Raw genomic sequence first — 17,602 nt, forward strand, 5'->3', positions numbered from 1 at the left:
CCTAAATCACGCATTGACACAGTATTAATTAAAATTCAGATTCTGGTGATTCCGACAATATGTGGAGCACCCTGCAAAGGCTGGAAGATTTCAACAATAGATTCCCACACCACTAATGCAGGCGGAATTGAAGCAAGGCACTTGAAGCGATAATTTGTCCCGGCCACTAACTGCGTTGAGACGGCCTGCGGCTCATACGTTACACCAACAAATCCCGCCATGGCTTCTTTAAATACCTGCCAATCTTTTTCGGTCAATGTATGATAAGCCGTCCAGCCACCAACAATAGTCTCTTGATTCGACATGATATTTCCTCGATATTAGTCATCCTACTCATTTGGCTTTTCGGAGTTCGCCCCATCTATTTTGAAATGGTTTCTGGGATCCATTTATTTCCATACAGATTTGTCAATAAAGCCCCCGCCAGCTTCAATCTGGCAGAAGCTGCTTGTGATATATTTTATATTTTTGCCAATGCAATAACTGGCAATCAGAACGTTCTTAAATATGGGTGGTGTAATCACTTCCCGCAACTGACTTTAATAATTCAGAATTTCATTTTGCTGCTCCATTAATCGCGCAATGCAATACACCACTTAATGACAAAAACAAAGCATCAATAACGACTATAAGCTCTTAATCAAGAACAATATCTCAAGTGCTTAATTATTATCAGGATAAATATCCCTCCATTCAGAAAAAGGCAAAAAAACGGTTTTGTTTTAAATTAACAATTAAGCAATCGTTAATTGTTAATTTATTTTTCTTAATCAAAACTTAATTGCATAAATATTTTATATTTTGATTTGTCGACCTTTTTGTGGCTGGAATAAAAAACCCGCAAAGTCATCTGCGGGTTTTCAACTTCATAAGCCAAGGTCCGAATGCATTGCATTATCCCAGACGCGATATCCTTGACCTCGCCTCGTCAAGATGTGCGCGTAACGCCGCCACGCATGGCGCAAAGCTGGCAGAAAAACGGTTGCAATTGCTGACCAAAGCATAAAAGCGCTCAGCCAGTTCAAGTGACTCATGCCAGATTTCTCCCACAATCGCATCAAGGAGCATTGCCGGACGAAGTGTATTCAACATTCCGCCCCCCGACTTCGGCGCAAATCCCATGGGCAGCATGTCATAGGCAGGCGCAAGATGATAAGGACGCCCATGGGCGCTAATAAACGACAGATTCCCGTGGTGCATGTCGGTATTGCCGATCAACATGCCAAATGCCCAAAGCCGCGCCGTTCCTGCGATGGCATCAGGATGAACACATCCCTGCTTAACCAACTCGTTAACCAATACGGGCCAGGCCTCTCTTGCTCGGCCGACAAATTCCGCCTCCAGAGCCCGTAACGAAAAAAGACCTTTACGGCCAAGTGGTCCTACACGATCAAACCGTGGGATTTCAAGGAAACGCTGTCCACCAAAATCAAATACCTCTGTTTCAACATCAAGCACTTTTAACGCAAGATGTTCTGCCAGTAGAAGATCTCGCCAGCGTTCGCTTATGGGGTTATCGTCGGGAGCCGTGAACTTCACGATGACATGACCACGTTCTGTATAGGTGCAAAATTTTGGTTGCTCACCGCCAGCGGAGGAACCCGGCACCTCTCCGGAGCTAACGGCCAGAGCCAACGACGGATATGCCGTTGCCCGCTCCACTGCAACAGGCTGCGGCATATCCACAAAATGGTTTCGCGCTTGCTCTCCTATTAATACGTTCCCTACCGCATCGTGCCCATGAGCCAGTAAGGCCCTTATAACATCGGAGTCTGTCCAGTTTTCAGGATTTGCCGGCAGGCCAAGTTCAGTTGAAAATCGGGATGCATACGCCCGGCCAAGATATCCCTGAGGCCGCATATCAAAGAGCCACCACGGCAGCCCATCGCTATGAAGACAGATGTTATCCGCTTGCTCCATCACAAAACCATCGGGATAAACCGGTATGAGCTGCCCCAGCGGCTTGACCTTGCCCTCTTCGGTGATGCGGTAAATAGGGGCCGAACTGAACCCACGAAGCGCATCGCGTAGTACGTAATGAATAGATGGACCAGAGCCAATACGCACCACTTCATCACCAAGCGCTTTAATCGCTCTCGAAGCCGTAGGCTGACTAATTCCCATATTATCAGTAAGTTGCCTTACCGATATTGGGCCTTTCCTCAGCAACTGACGTAACGTTTCGGATCTATTTGTCATGGTGTTGAATCGCTTTATGAATAGGTTATTGAATAGCTAATTTATCAGCTATCCGTTCCTCTGTCATCTTCACGAAATGCGCTCGCTGTTTTGTGCCTCCGCATCCAAACCAATTTATACGCCGCAGGAATAATAAACAGTGATAACAGCGGAGCTGTGATCATCCCCCCAATCATTGGCGCTGCTATCCGGCTCATCACTTCTGACCCCGCACCGGTTCCCCAGAGAATAGGCAGTAAACCTGCAATGATCACCGCAACGGTCATCGCCTTCGGTCGAACACGCAGTACGGCACCATGATAAAGCGCTTCATCGAGCCCCTCTGCGGTAAATGTTTCCCGATGAGATAACTCCGGATGCGCTTCAATGGCATGTCGCAGATACATCAGCATGACCACACCAAACTCGGCTGCAACCCCGGCCAGGGCGATAAATCCGGTCCCGGTAGCCACAGACATATGGAAGCCCTGCCAGTACAAGAACCATATCCCCCCGACCAGGGCGAACGGTAGACTCATCAGGATCAATAAGGCTTCATCTACGCGACGGAATGCCAGGTACAGCAGAATGAAGATGATCATCACCGTCACCGGCACCATCAGCTTCAGTTTCTTGTTCGCGTGCTCGAGCAGTTCAAACTGTCCAGAGAATGACACGCTGGTACCTGGCCGCAGCTTCACGTTCTGACTGATTGCCGTCTTAATGTCATTTACCACCGATACCATATCCCTGCCCCGCGCATCGATGTAAATCCAGCTTGCTGGCCGGGCATTTTCCGTTTTCAGCATGGTCGGGCCGGAGACCACATTAACCTCCGCGACATCACCCAACGTGATCTGCTGCTTCATCGGCGTCAGGATCGGCATCTGTTTCAGCGCATTTGGACTGTTCCGGTAGTCCTGGGGATAGCGGATATTTATTGGATAGCGAGCGACACCTTCTACTGTTTCACCCACCGTCGCCCCGCCGATGGCTGAGGAGACAAACAGCTGCACATCACCTACGGTCATACCGTAGCGAGCGGCCTTTTCCCGGTTGATGTCCACATCAATGTAGCGCCCCCCTTCCAGGCGCTCTGCCAGGGCTGAAACCACTCCAGGCACGGTTTTGGCGACCGCCTCAATGTTCTGCGCCGTGGCGTCAATATCAGACAGAACCGTACCAGACACTTTGATACCTATCGGGCTTTTGATCCCGGTTGAGAGCATATCAATTCGGTTACGAATGGGGGGTACCCAGAGGTTAGCCAGGCCCGGCAAACGTACCGTTTTGTCCAGTTCATCAATGATCTTGTCGATGGTCATGCCGGGCCGCCACTGATTTTCCGGTTTCAACTGAATCGTGGTTTCTACCATTTCGAGCGGTGCGGAATCCGTTGCCGTTTCGGCTTTCCCGGTTTTGCCAAAAACAGAAGCGACTTCAGGCACGGTTTTGATTAATTTATCCGTGGTCTGCAGGATCGCGGCGGCTTCAGCCGGCGAAACGCCTGGCAAGGTTGACGGCATGTACAGCAGGTCGCCCTCATTGATCTTCGGCAGAAACTCACCGCCAACCTGGCTCAGTGGCCAGATAACCGTGAAGATGGATAACGCCGCGACCAGCAAAGTGGTTTTCGGCCAGTGAAGCACCCTAATCAATAGCGGATGATAGGCCTTAATCAACAACCGGTTCAGTGGATTACGGGTCTCAGCAGGGATCTTCCCGCGTATCCAGAACCCCATCAGGATAGGAATCACGATGATAGCCAACGCGGCCGCACCCGCCATGGAATAGGTTTTTGTAAACGCCAGCGGACCAAACAACCGCCCTTCCTGCCCTTCAAGGGTAAAAATGGGGATGAACGATAAGGTGATGATCAGCAGACTAATAAACAGCGCAGGGCCCACTTCGACGGAGGCGTTAGTGATAACCTTCCAGCGCGTGTCGTTGTCAATCTGTTCCCCCGGATGCTGGTGATCCCACTCCTCCAGCCGTTTGTGTGCGTTTTCAATCATCACGATGGCCGCATCCACCATCGCGCCAACGGCAATGGCAATACCTCCCAGTGACATAATATTGGCATTCAGCCCCTGGAAGTGCATGACAATAAAGGCAATACACAGCCCAAGCGGTAGTGAGATAATCGCCACCAGCGCAGAGCGTACATGCCACAGAAACAGCGCACAGACGATGGCGACCACAATAAATTCTTCGAGGAGTTTAGAACTCAGGTTATCTATGGCCCGGTCAATTAACTGGCTGCGATCGTAAGTCGTCACGATCTCGACCCCTTCGGGCAAACTCGCCTTTAGCGTTTCCAGTTTATCTTTCACCGCCGTAATGACGTCGCGCGCATTTTTGCCCGAACGCAGGATCACGACGCCACCAGCGACCTCTCCCTGACCGTTAAACTCTGCTATCCCACGCCGCATTTCCGGGCCTGTTTGTACGCGGGCAACGTCACGCAGATAAACCGGGACCCCGTTTACACCGGTTTTCAGGACAATGTTATTGAAATCATCAATGGTCTGGAGATAACCGCTGGCGCGGACCATATACTCCGCCTCCGCGATTTCAACAGATGATCCCCCTGCTTCCTGATTAGACGATTCAAGCGCCTGCTTAACTTCCGGCAGGCTGATACCGTACTGGGCCAGTTTTAACGGATTGACCTGAATCTGATACTGCTTAACCACACCGCCCACGGACGCGACTTCAGCCACGTTCGGGATGGTTTTGAGTTCAAATTTCAGGAACCAGTCCTGCAATGAGCGCAGTTCTGAAAGATCGTGCTTTCCACTGTGGTCAACCAGAGCATATTCAAATATCCAGCCCACGCCCGTGGCATCAGGGCCGATTTCAGAACTCACCCCCGCAGGCAGTTTGCCCTGAACCTGATTAAGGTATTCCAGAACGCGAGATCGGGCCCAGTACAGATCGGTACCATCTTCAAAAATAACATATACATACGAGTCGCCGAACTGAGAAAATCCGCGCACGGTTTTTGCGCCTGGCACCGACAACATGGTAGTCGTGAGCGGATACGTGACCTGATTTTCAACAATCTGCGGGGCCTGGCCGGGATAGCTGGTTTTGATAATCACCTGAACGTCAGACAGATCGGGCAAGGCGTCGACCGGGGTATTGATGATGGTCCAGGTACCCCACACGCTGAGGAACAGCGCCCCCATCATCACCAGGAAACGGTTGGCGACTGACCGCCGGATAATCCATTCAATCATCATCGTCTCCTTAATGACCTGAATGCGTGTCGTCAGTTTTTTCAGCACGGCGCATACGTTCCAGCGCACCGGTAATATTGGCCTCGGAGTCAATCAGGAACAGACCACTGACCACCACCGAATCCCCTTCGTTCAGTCCAGTATCAATAGCGGACTGCTGCTGAGATTCGTGCAGAACGTGGATCTTTTTGGGCACAAAACGACCATCAGCATCGACGGTAATCACACGCTGTTCTTTGCCGGTGTCTATCACGGCCTGGGACGGGATCAACAGCATTTCCGGGTTTTGGGTATTCAGTTTCAGAAACGCATTCATGCCCGGTTTCAGGAGCTCATCCTTGTTTGATACCTGTAATCGCACCTGCAATGTGCGGGTCGTTTGATCCACGCTGGGCAGAAGGTTCCATTTTTCGACCGGGAACGATTTATCCGGATAAGCGGGTACGGAAATATCAAACTGCGACGAGTTTTTCAGCAGATAAGCGATAGATTCAGGTACTGCAGCGCTGATCCAGACCGGATCCATTCCCTGAATTTGCGCGACCACTTTCTCTTTAGAAATATTCATACCGGTACGCAGGTCAAAAGCCGTGATCACGCCGTCAATCGGTGCCTTTATGGTAAACCGGGTCTGGATAGTCCGGGTTGCACGTAGCCTCTGAATGTCATCGTCCGGCATGCCGGCAAGCCGAAGCCGTTCCAGAACCCCCTTTATTTGCGTGGGTGTACCGCCGGTACCGGATAACAGCAGAAACTCACTCTGCGCCTCTACCCAGTCCGGTATCGTGATATCAATAAGTGGTGTCCCTTTCTTTACATGGTCGCCAATTGTCAGGGGGTACACTTTCTCAACAAAACCTTCCGAGCGTGCCTGGACAATGACGAATTGATATTCGTTATAACTGACGTTAGCCGGGATCGTCTGGGAATAATTCAGTGTTCCACGGGTGACTTTTTGTGTTTTTAACCCCAGATTCTGGACCTGCGTCGGATCAATACGTATACCGGCACTGCTTTTTTCGCTATTTTCATCCGCATATTTCGGCACCAGGTCCATATCCATAAACGGCGATTTACCGGGCTTATCGAATTTAACGTCTGGTTTCATCGGGTCATACCAGAAAAGTACCTTTCTTTCAGATGCGCTATTTTCTGTTTTTTCAGATGCATGAATTGTTTGCCATGCCGTCACGGATATCACTCCTCCAATCAGGAGACTGCTGATAATCATGGCGGCATATTTTATTTTGAAAGAGGTCATGCCATTCCTCTCTATTTAATGCTCTTAAGTAAAGAGATATTGCCCTGCTGAACAAATGAAAAATCAACATGACGACCTGGTTTTAAGGCATTGATGCTCTCGTCAGCATTAGTAAAAGTGAAACTCATGGTCATTGCAGGCCAGCCGATTGCAGGTATAGCTTCGTGAGAAATCGTGACTTTTTTATTCGTGAGGTCAACGTCTTTCACGACACCCGTGGCGTTGATGATTTGCTCTGCGCCGGCATCACTGGCGACACTCATCTCCTCATGCTGATGAACTTCAGCCTGAAGGCTGGCAGAGAACATCACAGAGATCGCACCGAATACAACGGCTTTAAGAGAATTACGCATTTTTATTTTCCTGTTTAATTAAATAAGTTTACTCAGCCCAACCGCCACCCAGCGCGGTGAATAGATTAATTTCATTAACCTGCCGGGAATAGATAAGGTCGAGGATGTTTTGTTGCGTAGAGAACAGCGAACGTTCCGCATCAAGCACATTTAAATAACTGACCGCACCACTGGAATATAACCCTCGCGCACGCTGCAGCGTTATTTGCAGAGAATTAAGATAACGTTGTTGTGCATCAAGCTGCTGGTTGATGCTGTCTCGCAACGCGAGCGCGTCAGCAACCTGTTTGAAAGCGGACTGAATTTTCTGTTCATAATTAACAACAGATTGCTGCTGGCGAATTTCAGCCAGTTTCAGATTGGCTTTATTCCTGCCCGCATTAAAAATGGGGATCTCAATTTTAGGGATAAAATTCCACATTCCACTCCCTGTCGTAAAGAGACTGGATAATTCCGTACTGCTTGTCGAAAGACCACTGGTTAACGATATGGACGGGAAAAAGGCCGCACGTGCCGCGCCGATACTGGCATCAGCTGCTTTAAGCTGATACTCCGCTTCCATAATATCCGGGCGCTGCAACAGTATTTCTGATGAAAGATGCGGCGGCAGTTTTACTGGTGCGATATCGCTGGCGTTCATCTCTTTTTCGGATGGAAGCGCACGATAGGTTCCGAGGACCAGCTGCAGGGCATTGTTGGCCTGCGACAGTTCCCCTTCTCTTTTGGCAATTTCTGCCCGGGTACTTTCAATTTGCCCCCGAGCTTGTTCAAGCGCCAGGACGTTCGTGCTGCCGGTCATAAGCTGTTGTTCAACGAACGCCAGGGACTGCTGGTAATTTTTCAGCGTATCCCGTGCAATACGCAGTTGTTTATACGCCAGTTGTTGGTTGAAATAACTCTGCGACACATTCGAGACGAGCAAAATATGCACGGCACGACGCGCCTCTTCGCTGGCGAAATAATTTTGTCGGTCAGCCTCACTCATGTTTCTGAGCTTGCCGAAGAAATCGAGATCGTAGCTAAGCGCAATACCTGCGTCATACTGTTGTGTGCCAGGTTTGTCACCTTTCAGACCACCGCTGTAAGTGATACCAGACGATCCATTCAGCTGAGGATAACGATCTGCGTCGGTCACATTGAACTGTGTCCGGGCCTCCTCAACCTTCAGCGCGGCCATTTTTAAATCACGATTGTTATTCAGGGCTTCGTTAATCAACCCGGCGACCTGAGAGTCGGTAAAAAAGTGACGCCAGCCAGTGTCCTGATATCCCGTCACTGCGGGTGTGAGGCTGTTGCGTGAAAGCGAAAACTGCTGAGGTACAGGCGCTGCCGGTCGCTGGTAGTCAGGTGCCAGCGAAACGCAGCCTGCGAGGATAAATACTGTACTGATGCTAAGTCGTTTTAACAGGAACATAACGGTTCAAATGAAATCCAGAGTATTTTTAGGGCTACTCTACTGAACGCATCCTGTTTGACGGGTGACAGGATAATGACAATGTTGTCATTTTTACCGTAAGTCATTGTTAACGGTCGCAGGCTCACTAGAATGTCATCAGCAGTCAGTCAGGGGAGCAAGATGAAAATATTGATCGTTGAAGATGAAATTAAAACCGGTGAATACCTCAGCAAGGGGCTCACTGAAGCAGGGTTTATTGTCGACCACGCTGACAATGGGCTGAATGGGTACCATCTCGCCATGACCGCCGAATATGATCTACTGATACTGGATATCATGCTTCCCGATGTGAACGGCTGGGATATTGTCCGCATGCTTCGTTCTGCCGGAAAAGGCATGCCGATACTGTTACTGACTGCCCTCGGCACGATCGAACACCGGGTTAAGGGGCTGGAGCTGGGGGCAGATGATTATCTGATAAAGCCATTTGCTTTTGCTGAGCTTCTCGCCCGGGTGAGAACGCTGCTAAGACGCGGAAATACGGTGATCACAGAAAGCCAGTTTCAGGTGGCGGACCTGACGGTAGATCTCGTTTCAAGAAAAGTGAGCCGCGCCGGAAACCGTATTCTGTTGACCAGCAAAGAATTCAGCTTGCTGGAATTTTTCATGCGTCATCAGGGAGAAGTGCTCCCCCGCTCCCTGATAGCCTCCCAGGTTTGGGACATGAACTTTGACAGCGACACAAATGCGATTGACGTTGCGGTGAAGCGGCTGCGGGCGAAAATAGATAGCGATTATGAGCCTAAACTTATCCAGACGGTGCGCGGCGTGGGCTATATGCTGGAGGTCCCGGATGCGCAGTAAGGCCCTCAGGCGCCCTTTTTCTCTTGCCCTGCGGCTGACCTTTTTTATCAGCCTCTCCACGATACTGGCCTTTTTCGCCTTTGCCTGGTTTATGCTGCATTCTGTTGAAAAACATTTTGCCGAGCAGGATATCAGCGATCTGCAGCAAATCAGCACCGCGATGCAGCGCATATTGCAGTCCCCGTCAGAACCTGACCAGAAGAAAGTCAGTAAAATCAAAGAGTCGATTGCCAGTTACCGCAACGTTGCCGTCCTGCTTCTTGATCCGCAGGGAAATGAACTGTTCAGCTCGGCACGAGGGGCGGCATTACGCCCGGCGATGAACTCGGCAGACTTTAGCACGCACCGTCGCGCACAGGACGTATTTCTCTGGTCGGTAGAGGAACCCGCCGGGTCAATGCACGCCGGGTCTGATATGAAAATGGAAACGTACCGGATTATCGCCTCTTCAGGAACGGCGACACTGCAGGGCAAAACGCAGCGCTATGTCATGCTGATCGGGCTCTCCATTAATTTCCATCTGCACTACCTTGAGGCGCTGAAAAAGAATCTGTTCGCGATCGCCACGGTGATAAGCCTGCTGATTATTCTTATCGTTCGTATCGCGGTTCGCCAGGGGCACCTGCCACTGCGTAACGTCAGCACCGCCATCAAAAACATCACCTCTGAAAATCTCGATGCGCGGCTGGAGCCGTCCCGCGTGCCTGTCGAACTGGAACAGCTGGTGATCTCATTCAACCATATGATTGAAAAGATTGAAGATGTCTTTACCCGCCAGGCTAACTTTTCTGCCGATATCGCACACGAAATCAGAACGCCCATCACGAATCTGGTGACGCAAACCGAAATCGCGCTGAGCCAGAACCGTTCGCAGAAGGAGCTGGAAGATGTACTCTACTCAAGCCTTGAAGAATACAACCGGATGACCAGAATGGTCAGCGATATGCTTTTCCTCGCTCAGGCGGATAATAACCAGCTCATTCCTGACAAGGTCATGTTCGACCTGAGTGCAGAGGTCGTAAAAGTGTTCGATTTCTTTGAGGCGTGGGCGGAAGAACGCAACGTATCGCTGAAATTCAACGGTATGCCCTGCCTGACGGAAGGCGATCCGCAGATGTTCCGAAGAGCAATTAGTAATCTGATCTCTAATGCGCTGCGCTATACCCCGGGAGGAAAAGCGGTCACCGTCTCGATAAGAGAACAGGACAGCGATTTTGAACTGGTGATTGAAAACCCCGGAACCCCCATCCCGGAAGAACATCTGCCAAGGTTGTTTGATCGTTTTTATCGGGTTGATCCATCCAGACAACGTAAAGGTGAAGGGAGCGGCATTGGGCTTGCCATCGTCAAGTCCATCGTCACTGCGCATCACGGTAAAGTGCATGTGGAATCGGATACCGTATCGACTCGCTTCATCCTCACCGTACCGCGAAAAGGTGTATAAGTCGTCAGCGCACCGCCCGACACACGTCGCGAACTTTCTCTCTGAGCCACTGATGGCCAGGGTCCCTTTCCATTCGCGGGTGCCACATCTGTGAGACCGTGATAGTTCGGGCCCTGAAAGGCAGTTCAAAGACGTGCGCATACCCGGTCATCGGTTGATTCAGCAAATACAATGCCGGCACCATCGCGATCATATCAGACGTCAGCGCGACGGATAGCGCCGTCGGAAAACCCGGCACCACGCTGGCGACTTTACGTTTCATCCCCAATTCCGCCAGCGCCTCATCGACAAAACCGTGTAACGATCCGTCGGGTGAGGCGACCACATTCCCCCAGGAGACGTAATCATTCAGGCTTACCGTCGGGAGTGACGCCAGCGGATGCCCCTTGCGCACCACGCCAACAAACCGATCCTGAAATAACCTTTGCAGACGGATTTCAGGCCCCATATTGCTCTGCACACCAATTTCCAGGTCAACCAGCCCTTCGCGAAGATAGCGCGACGTTTTCTCCGGTTTCGGGGTGAAACGGATACACACGTCAGGTGCGACGTCCGCCACGGCGGCAATCAGCAAGGGCCCAAACGCCACCACAAAACCGTCGTTGGCTCTGATGGCGAACAGCCGCTCCAGACTTTCCACCTTCAGTGTGTCGGCAGAGGGTTGCAGCACCGCCCTCGCCTCATGCACGGCGCTTCTGGCGCGGTCCCGTGTGGCTTCGGCCCAGGGTGTCAGTACCATATGACGCCCGGCTCTCACCAGGATCGGATCGCCAGTCACCTCCCGAAGTCTGCTCAACGTACGGCTCATGGCGGAGGTACTCAGGTTTAAACGCCGCGCCGCGCCCGCAACACTGGCTTCAGCCAGCAGGATGTCGAGCGCAACAAGCAGATTAAAATCAGGATCGGTCACGGTGGTTCCTCATATAAGGCGTTTAATGCAACGATAAGTTGCAAATGCTGCGTCTTCCGCCCTGTATACCCCATGGTTATAGTTTCGTCATCAACATTCTTATCTGGAGTTACGATGATGATGCTATTTTCAAATCAACCTGGTGATGAAGGGCTGCCGGGAGATGAACGCGCCCGGGTCATGGCCGCAGTGATGACCACCACGCTGATGGGCGTCTTTGATGGCACCATGATCAACATAGCGCTGCCCTCCATGGCGAATGCCATGCAGGTGTCCGCGAATGTCGCGGTCTGGTTTGCGAATGGTTATCTGTTGTCGGCGGCAATGACACTCGCCATTTTCGCTGCGCTGGCGGCTCGCATTGGCTATCGGCGGGTCTTTCTGGCCGGGCTTACCACCTTTACGCTCACCTCCCTCGGCTGCGCACTGGCGAAAACACCCGAGGTGTTGATCGGAATGCGTATATTGCAGGGTATCGGCGGTGCGGCCACCCTCAGTATAGCCCCGGCGATACTGCGTTCCGTGTTCCCCGGTCGACTGCTTGGCCGCATTCTGGGGTTACACGCTCTGCTTATCGCCTCCAGCACCGCGATTGCGCCCGTGCTGGGCGGAACGATACTGGACACGCTGAGCTGGCAATGGTTGTTCGCCATTAACATTATTCCAGGAAGCATTGCCTTGCTGCTGGCCTGGAAGGCTTTACCGCGCAAAGCGGCTGTTGATAGTGCTCCCTTTGATACGATGGGGGCGGTGCTCTCTGCCGCACTGTTAGGTTCGACGATCATGACGGCCAACAGTTTTCAGCACGTGTTGCAAAGCGCTGGTCAGGAAAGCGTGACGTGGGCGCTTATCGCCATGGTCAGTGCCATCGCCTTTATCTGGCATATTCGCCGCAGCCGGGCGCCATTACTGCCCCCCGTCATGTTCAAAAATAGCCGCTTTACACTTGCCGCGTTGACCTCTCTGGCTTCATTTGTGAGTCAGGGCATCACGTTTGTCGCGCTGCCGTTCCTGTTTCAGAGCGTCTATGGCTACAGTCCGGTCGTTTCCGCCCTGCTTTTCACACCGTGGCCAATCGGTATCGTGCTGATTGCCCCGCATGCCGGGCGTTGGGCGGATACGCTTTCAGCACCGCTGATTTCGACCATCGGACTGATTATTTTTGTCGTCGGGTTGGTTCTGCTGGCGACGTTACCTTCCAATCCTTCCGCATGGAATATCTGCCTGCGTAGCCTGGTTTGCGGTGTGGGGTTTGGTTGCTTCCAGAGCCCCAATAACCGGGAAATGCTCTCGAATGTGGCGCGGGAAAATGCCAGTTATGCATCCGGGGTGTTGTCTATCGTCCGAACATTTGGTCAGTGTCTCGGCGCTGCCGTGGTAGGCGTTCTGCTGACCATCGCCGCAGCACCCGAACATCAAACGCTTGATGAGCAAACGGTCCATCTGGCGCTGTGGATCGCCGTGATTGCCTCAACGGGATCGGTATTGTTTAGCCTGAGCAGGCTACGTCCCGCAGTCCGGGCCGCAGCCTAAACCTGGTGCAGCGCCTGACGGCGCTGCACCTTCGTTTATTCCAGAGCGAGCAACGCAAAGCTCGCCAGCCAGTGTCCGCCGCTGTAGTGGCTACCCACCACATGCTCTACGCTTGCGGCAAGATGTTTTGTCACGGCATCACGCAATGCCTGCTGTGCCGGATGGTTTGCCGGCAATGCTTTGGCAATATGCTTCATACACCAGGCACGGCTCAGGTTTAATCCGTCCAGATGAGCAATTTTCGGGTCGGTTCGGTCACTCACTTCCGCCGGGTTCATCAGTGCCGCAATCGACCCCACCTCCGGCAGAAACGCGTCAAACCACGCCGGGAAGTCCTCTGACACCTTGCTCATCAGTAACGCTTCGGTCAACGCGCCGGAAATATACTCATCGCCACCGGGTTCGTAGTGAGCCGGATAACGCGTGTCGGCAAGATAAAACCGCTCCGCCGCCGTCAGAATAGACTGCGCAAGCGCACTATCTTCCACTCCCCGGGCGTAATCGAGTGCCAGTGCGAGCGCAAACGCCGTGTTGTAGTGCGTCCCGACGCGGATCGGATAGGTGAGCTTATTCAGGTAATCTACCAGCCTGTCGCGAATGTCCAGCGTTAAGGGTTGTAGTGTCTGATACCAGCCAGCGGCCTGAGGCAACGACGACTGTTTCAGTTCCTGGGCCAGCGCCAGCAGCCAGCCGTAACCATACGGCCGCTCAAACGACGCGCGGAACGGGGCGGTGAAATAGGCCAACTCCTTTGCCACATTCTCTTCTGTCAGGTGCTCATCGATGAGCGCGACAATCTCCTCTCTGCACGGCAATTCTGGATAAAGACGCACGCAGCGCAGCAGCAGCCAGTAGCCGTGCACCGCCGAATGCCAGTCAAAACAGCCGTAGAAAATCGGGTGCAATTCGCGAGGTGGCAGAACATCTCCATCATCATTCAGCAGGTGCATAATGTGGTTCGGATATTCCTGGCGCAAATAGGTCAATGGCATGCGGGCAAACGCGTCAGCCTGATGTTGCGTTAATTCCATAACAGCTCCTTAGCGAAACACGAGGAAATACATTAAGAACACGTTCACCACCAGCAGGGTTAACGCGGTTGGGATCTGGATCTTGATCACCTGATATTTGTCTTTCAGCTCCAGCAGCGCGGCGGGAACGATATTGAAATTCGCCGCCATCGGCGTCATTAACGTGCCGCAATAGCCCGCGTACATGCCAATCGCCAGCAGCGGCGCCGGGTTGCCGTGATGCACGTTGATCAGGAACGGTAAGGCGATGCCGGCACTCAGCACCGGGAAGGCCGCAAACGCGTTACCCATGATCATGGTGAACAGCGCCATACCCACGCAGTAGATGACCACCAGCATGAAGCGGCTATCCGGGTTAACGAACAGGCTCACCACCTTCTGCACTGAATCACCGGTATTGGCCGCCACGAACACGCCGCCGAGCATGGCCAGCATTTGCGGCAGGATCACCGCCCAGCCGATGGTATCGACAAGACGACGAGACTGACGAACCGCATGCAGCGGCGTGCCTTTGGTCAGCCACCAGCCGGTGAGGATCGCCGCGACACAAGCCACGCAAAGTGCCGCCAGGGTGAGTTGTTTCTGATCGAGCAGGAACACACCGCCTACAGAAACCCCTTTCAGGAATAACGTCCCGAGAACCGTCACCACCGGGATCATCAGTGCGGGCAGGAACAGCCAGTTTTTGAGCCGGTTTGACGAGGCAACCCGCTCTTCATCGGAGGCCATTTTATAGTGCCCTTTCCCGACCAGCCCAAAACCCGCCAGCAGCGCGATAACGATGACACTGCCGCCAATGATCCGGTAGGCCAGCGATTTACCGAGCTCCTGCACCATCAGGTCGCCAAACAGGAAGATCCCGCCGAATAAAAACCAGAACAGCGCAGTGGTAAAACGCTTAGGATTGGCACGATCGCGCAGGGTCATCACAACCAGCAGCATCACGACAAAGCCAATCAGGTAGTACACGCGGTTAATGGTAATAAGCGTCATCATTGCGCGGCCTCCTGCGTTCCCTGCTCCGCGCGCCAGGCCATCACGTCGCGACGGATGCTCGCATCCAGACGCAGCAGGCGCGTCATATGAATAATCAATGCCGCAATCGCGGTCGGGATGGCCCACAGACCAATATGGAGCGGTTCAATGCCCTGAATGCCATTCTCTTTCAGGAACGCGTCAATCAGCAGCACCGCGCCAAAGGCAATAAAGATGTCTTCCCCAAAGAAGACCGCGATGTTGTCACACGCGGCGGCATGGGCTTTGATTTTGTCGCGAATGTGCTGCGGCAGCTCGCCATATTCGTTCAGCGCCGCCCCTTCGGCCATCGGTGCCAGCAGCGGACGTACCGTCTGTGCATGACCGCCCAGCGACATCAGACCCAGTGCAGCCGTACCTTCACGAGCGACAAAGTAGAGCATCAGAATACGCGCAGATGTGGCGCTGGCGATCTTCGCCACCCAGGCCTGGGCGCGCTCTTTAAGCCCGTAGTACTCCAGCAAACCGATAACGGGCAGGATCAGAATGAAGGTCGCCAGCGATCGGCTATTCACAAACTTCTCGCCGAAGGTTTCCAGCAGCATACCGAAATCCATGCCGACCAGCAGACCCGTCGCCAGCCCCGCCACCACAACCACCAGTAGCGGGTTGAAGCGCAGTGCAAAACCAATAACCACGATCGGTATCCCGATCAGCGGTAACAGCGTAGTACCGTCCATAAACGTTTACCCTATCGAAAGTGAGCGTTGCGCGCCGACGGCTATTTTTTTAATTTGCGGCGAGCGATGTTGTGTTTTGTTGGCAGGCTTCGCAAAACCTGCGCTAAAAAGCTATATCTGAACCTCAAAAACATGTAAACAAATTATCAATAAAATGTTCTTATTTTATCGACGAGTTTACATTTCTGGCTAAGGACCCTTATGACCACCAAAAAGAGTGCTTCATCACCTCGCGAAGATATCAATGATGGCCGTATCGTCTCTTCCCGCCATCTGGTATCCGAGCGCTGCGCAGAGTTATCAGAGCTGGAATACGCGCTGATCATGACCAGTAACGCGTTTAACAAATGGATGGTGCGCTGCATGGCGGCTGCCGGAGAGCCCGATATGGGCGCGTTTGACGTTTCACTGCTGCATCACGTGAACCACCGTGACCGCAAGAAAAAGCTGGCCGATATCTGTTTCGTCCTCAACGTGGAAGATACCCACGTAGTGACCTATGCCCTGAAAAAGCTGGTCAAAGCGGGCTACGTGACGAGCGAGAAAGCGGGTAAAGAGCTCTTCTTCTCCACTACGGAGGAAGGTAAAGCGTTATGCATGAAATACCGTGATGTTCGTGAGGCGTGCCTTATCAATATTCAGGCAGAGAGCGGCATTTCAGGGGGATCGATTGGAGACACCGCACAACTGTTACGCACCATATCATCACTGTATGACACTGCGGCCCGGGCGGCAGCCTCACTGTAAGTTGAGTTGCCACATAAGGTTCATTTTTCTGTCATTGAACTCCATTACGCTTGCGGGATTTTAACAAGGTGTTGAGGAAAGAAGTGTGAATTCAATGGCTAAGGTATTACTGCTGGCATTACCCGTATTCAGTGCAACGGCAATGGCGGCTAACCGTGACCTGTGTGAACCCAAAGCGTATGAAATGGCGCTGCGCTATCAGCAGAAATCGGCCGAGATTATGGCGCTTCAGATGCAGACGTATCGGTTTGCTACTGAGCGTTTCAATGAAAAATTAAAAGATCTGAAAACGCCAGAGAATTACGCCGTCGTCATGGATCTGGATGAAACCGTCCTCGATAACACCCCGTTACTGGTGCGCGACATGGAGCAGTGTCACGATTTTACCCAATGGGATACCTGGAGTGAGTGGGAGAAACACGGCAAACCCGGGTTGATCCCCGGTGCGAAAGCCTTTCTTGACCACGTGAATCAAAGCAAAGTCCGTATTTATTATGTTTCGGATCGTATGCAGGAAAACAAAGCCGACACGCTCAATACGTTAAAATCTCTGGGACTTCCACAGGTTACAGACGAGAGCGTACTTCTGGATACGGTCAGCAAAGAAGAGCGTCGCCAGAGTATCCTCAAAAAACAGCAGATCGTGATGCTGTTCGGCGACAGCCTGCCGGATTTCGCCGTGCAATTTAAAAACAAAAAACCGAGCGAGCAGCAGCGTGAGCTGGTTGAGGCCAGCGCTGAACACTTCGGCAATGACTGGATTGTGCTGCCTAATGCTGCTTATGGCTCCTGGTCAAAATCGACGCCGGACAGCTGGAACGCACCGCTGAAAAAATAACGTCTTACGGGCCGGGAATGGTGTCTGCACCACCCGGCTATTATGCTGGCTCCTGTCATTATTAGGTAGGTTCTTCTATTTTTACGGAGA

The 17,602-nt window shown here is 52.2% G+C and carries 15 protein-coding genes; 5 read left to right on the forward strand and 10 right to left on the reverse strand.

Annotation, left to right across the window (positions count from 1 at the left end):
* Nucleotides 1-35: 35 nt before the first annotated feature.
* From ACLHV8_RS10595 to ACLHV8_RS10620, 6 genes are all read right to left on the reverse strand, one after another.
* Nucleotides 36-305, reverse strand: coding sequence for a hypothetical protein (locus ACLHV8_RS10595; protein WP_024908520.1), 270 nt, complete (start codon nucleotides 303-305; stop codon nucleotides 36-38).
* Nucleotides 306-894: 589 nt separating this feature from the next.
* Nucleotides 895-2,199: a type II toxin-antitoxin system HipA family toxin YjjJ gene (yjjJ, locus tag ACLHV8_RS10600; protein WP_208595236.1), complete on the reverse strand. Its 1,305-nt coding sequence runs from the start codon at nucleotides 2,197-2,199 to the stop codon at nucleotides 895-897.
* A 44-nt stretch (nucleotides 2,200-2,243) separates the two neighbouring features.
* Nucleotides 2,244-5,420: a Cu(+)/Ag(+) efflux RND transporter permease subunit SilA gene (gene silA, locus ACLHV8_RS10605; RefSeq protein ID WP_208595241.1), complete on the reverse strand. Its 3,177-nt coding sequence runs from the start codon at nucleotides 5,418-5,420 to the stop codon at nucleotides 2,244-2,246.
* 10 nt (nucleotides 5,421-5,430) lie between these two features.
* Nucleotides 5,431-6,681, reverse strand: a complete 1,251-nt coding sequence (locus ACLHV8_RS10610) for an efflux RND transporter periplasmic adaptor subunit (protein WP_208595235.1) — start codon at nucleotides 6,679-6,681, stop codon at nucleotides 5,431-5,433.
* Nucleotides 6,682-6,692: 11 nt separating this feature from the next.
* Nucleotides 6,693-7,034 (reverse strand): cation efflux system protein CusF, encoded by a 342-nt coding sequence (gene cusF, locus ACLHV8_RS10615; protein WP_208595234.1) that lies wholly within the window; start codon nucleotides 7,032-7,034, stop codon nucleotides 6,693-6,695.
* A 28-nt stretch (nucleotides 7,035-7,062) separates the two neighbouring features.
* Nucleotides 7,063-8,448 carry an efflux transporter outer membrane subunit gene (locus ACLHV8_RS10620; RefSeq protein WP_208595233.1) on the reverse strand — a complete coding sequence of 462 codons (1,386 nt, stop codon included), beginning with the start codon at nucleotides 8,446-8,448 and terminating at the stop codon, nucleotides 7,063-7,065.
* A gap of 162 nt (nucleotides 8,449-8,610) precedes the next feature.
* Here ACLHV8_RS10620 and ACLHV8_RS10625 point away from each other — a divergent pair, with 162 nt between their 5' ends.
* Both ACLHV8_RS10625 and ACLHV8_RS10630 read left to right on the forward strand, forming a co-directional pair.
* The gene (locus ACLHV8_RS10625; RefSeq protein WP_028018970.1) at nucleotides 8,611-9,294 is read left to right on the forward strand and encodes a copper/silver response regulator transcription factor; all 684 of its coding nucleotides are present in this window, start codon (nucleotides 8,611-8,613) and stop codon (nucleotides 9,292-9,294) included.
* The gene (locus tag ACLHV8_RS10630) at nucleotides 9,284-10,738 is read left to right on the forward strand and encodes a Cu(+)/Ag(+) sensor histidine kinase (RefSeq protein WP_208595232.1); all 1,455 of its coding nucleotides are present in this window, start codon (nucleotides 9,284-9,286) and stop codon (nucleotides 10,736-10,738) included. Before ACLHV8_RS10625 ends, ACLHV8_RS10630 begins: the two co-directional genes overlap by 11 nt.
* Nucleotides 10,739-10,742: 4 nt before the next feature.
* Here ACLHV8_RS10630 and ACLHV8_RS10635 read toward each other — a convergent pair whose 3' ends face one another.
* Nucleotides 10,743-11,648, reverse strand: coding sequence for a LysR family transcriptional regulator (locus tag ACLHV8_RS10635; protein ID WP_208595231.1), 906 nt, complete (start codon nucleotides 11,646-11,648; stop codon nucleotides 10,743-10,745).
* Nucleotides 11,649-11,765: 117 nt separating this feature from the next.
* Here ACLHV8_RS10635 and ACLHV8_RS10640 point away from each other — a divergent pair, with 117 nt between their 5' ends.
* Complete coding sequence (locus tag ACLHV8_RS10640) at nucleotides 11,766-13,181, forward strand: MFS transporter (RefSeq protein ID WP_208595240.1); 1,416 nt, start codon at nucleotides 11,766-11,768, stop codon at nucleotides 13,179-13,181.
* A gap of 35 nt (nucleotides 13,182-13,216) precedes the next feature.
* Here ACLHV8_RS10640 and ACLHV8_RS10645 read toward each other — a convergent pair whose 3' ends face one another.
* Genes ACLHV8_RS10645 through ACLHV8_RS10655 form a run of 3 tightly spaced genes read right to left on the reverse strand, consistent with a single transcriptional unit; the run spans nucleotide 13,217 to nucleotide 15,927 of the window.
* Nucleotides 13,217-14,212 carry a DUF2891 domain-containing protein gene (locus tag ACLHV8_RS10645; protein ID WP_208595230.1) on the reverse strand — a complete coding sequence of 332 codons (996 nt, stop codon included), beginning with the start codon at nucleotides 14,210-14,212 and terminating at the stop codon, nucleotides 13,217-13,219.
* Between the two features lie 9 nt (nucleotides 14,213-14,221).
* Nucleotides 14,222-15,208, reverse strand: a complete 987-nt coding sequence (locus ACLHV8_RS10650; protein WP_114977198.1) for a DUF979 domain-containing protein — start codon at nucleotides 15,206-15,208, stop codon at nucleotides 14,222-14,224.
* Nucleotides 15,205-15,927: a DUF969 domain-containing protein gene (locus tag ACLHV8_RS10655; protein ID WP_008501655.1), complete on the reverse strand. Its 723-nt coding sequence runs from the start codon at nucleotides 15,925-15,927 to the stop codon at nucleotides 15,205-15,207. The genes ACLHV8_RS10650 and ACLHV8_RS10655 overlap by 4 nt, the downstream gene beginning before the upstream one ends.
* A gap of 201 nt (nucleotides 15,928-16,128) precedes the next feature.
* Between ACLHV8_RS10655 and ACLHV8_RS10660 the strand changes: the two genes are divergently transcribed.
* Nucleotides 16,129-16,674: a winged helix DNA-binding protein gene (locus ACLHV8_RS10660; protein ID WP_208595229.1), complete on the forward strand. Its 546-nt coding sequence runs from the start codon at nucleotides 16,129-16,131 to the stop codon at nucleotides 16,672-16,674.
* Between the two features lie 94 nt (nucleotides 16,675-16,768).
* Nucleotides 16,769-17,512 carry a 5'-nucleotidase, lipoprotein e(P4) family gene (locus ACLHV8_RS10665; RefSeq protein WP_244250165.1) on the forward strand — a complete coding sequence of 248 codons (744 nt, stop codon included), beginning with the start codon at nucleotides 16,769-16,771 and terminating at the stop codon, nucleotides 17,510-17,512.
* The last annotated feature ends 90 nt before the right edge of the window (nucleotides 17,513-17,602 follow it).

The organism is Enterobacter sp. CPE_E863 (genome assembly GCF_046521465.1).
GTDB classification, from domain to species: Bacteria; Pseudomonadota; Gammaproteobacteria; order Enterobacterales; family Enterobacteriaceae; genus Enterobacter; species Enterobacter adelaidei.

Coding starts and splice junctions, on each gene's coding strand:
- ACLHV8_RS10595 (WP_024908520.1), bottom strand. CDS start 305: ATGTCGAATCAAGAGACTATTGTTGGTGGCTGGACGGCTTATCATACA.
- ACLHV8_RS10660 (WP_208595229.1), top strand. CDS start 16,129: ATGACCACCAAAAAGAGTGCTTCATCACCTCGCGAAGATATCAATGAT.
- silA (WP_208595241.1), bottom strand. CDS start 5,420: ATGATTGAATGGATTATCCGGCGGTCAGTCGCCAACCGTTTCCTGGTG.
- ACLHV8_RS10650 (WP_114977198.1), bottom strand. CDS start 15,208: ATGATGACGCTTATTACCATTAACCGCGTGTACTACCTGATTGGCTTT.
- ACLHV8_RS10630 (WP_208595232.1), top strand. CDS start 9,284: ATGCGCAGTAAGGCCCTCAGGCGCCCTTTTTCTCTTGCCCTGCGGCTG.
- cusF (WP_208595234.1), bottom strand. CDS start 7,034: ATGCGTAATTCTCTTAAAGCCGTTGTATTCGGTGCGATCTCTGTGATG.
- ACLHV8_RS10620 (WP_208595233.1), bottom strand. CDS start 8,448: ATGTTCCTGTTAAAACGACTTAGCATCAGTACAGTATTTATCCTCGCA.
- ACLHV8_RS10645 (WP_208595230.1), bottom strand. CDS start 14,212: ATGGAATTAACGCAACATCAGGCTGACGCGTTTGCCCGCATGCCATTG.
- ACLHV8_RS10665 (WP_244250165.1), top strand. CDS start 16,769: ATGGCTAAGGTATTACTGCTGGCATTACCCGTATTCAGTGCAACGGCA.
- ACLHV8_RS10655 (WP_008501655.1), bottom strand. CDS start 15,927: ATGGACGGTACTACGCTGTTACCGCTGATCGGGATACCGATCGTGGTT.
- ACLHV8_RS10640 (WP_208595240.1), top strand. CDS start 11,766: ATGATGCTATTTTCAAATCAACCTGGTGATGAAGGGCTGCCGGGAGAT.
- ACLHV8_RS10625 (WP_028018970.1), top strand. CDS start 8,611: ATGAAAATATTGATCGTTGAAGATGAAATTAAAACCGGTGAATACCTC.
- ACLHV8_RS10610 (WP_208595235.1), bottom strand. CDS start 6,681: ATGACCTCTTTCAAAATAAAATATGCCGCCATGATTATCAGCAGTCTC.
- yjjJ (WP_208595236.1), bottom strand. CDS start 2,199: ATGACAAATAGATCCGAAACGTTACGTCAGTTGCTGAGGAAAGGCCCA.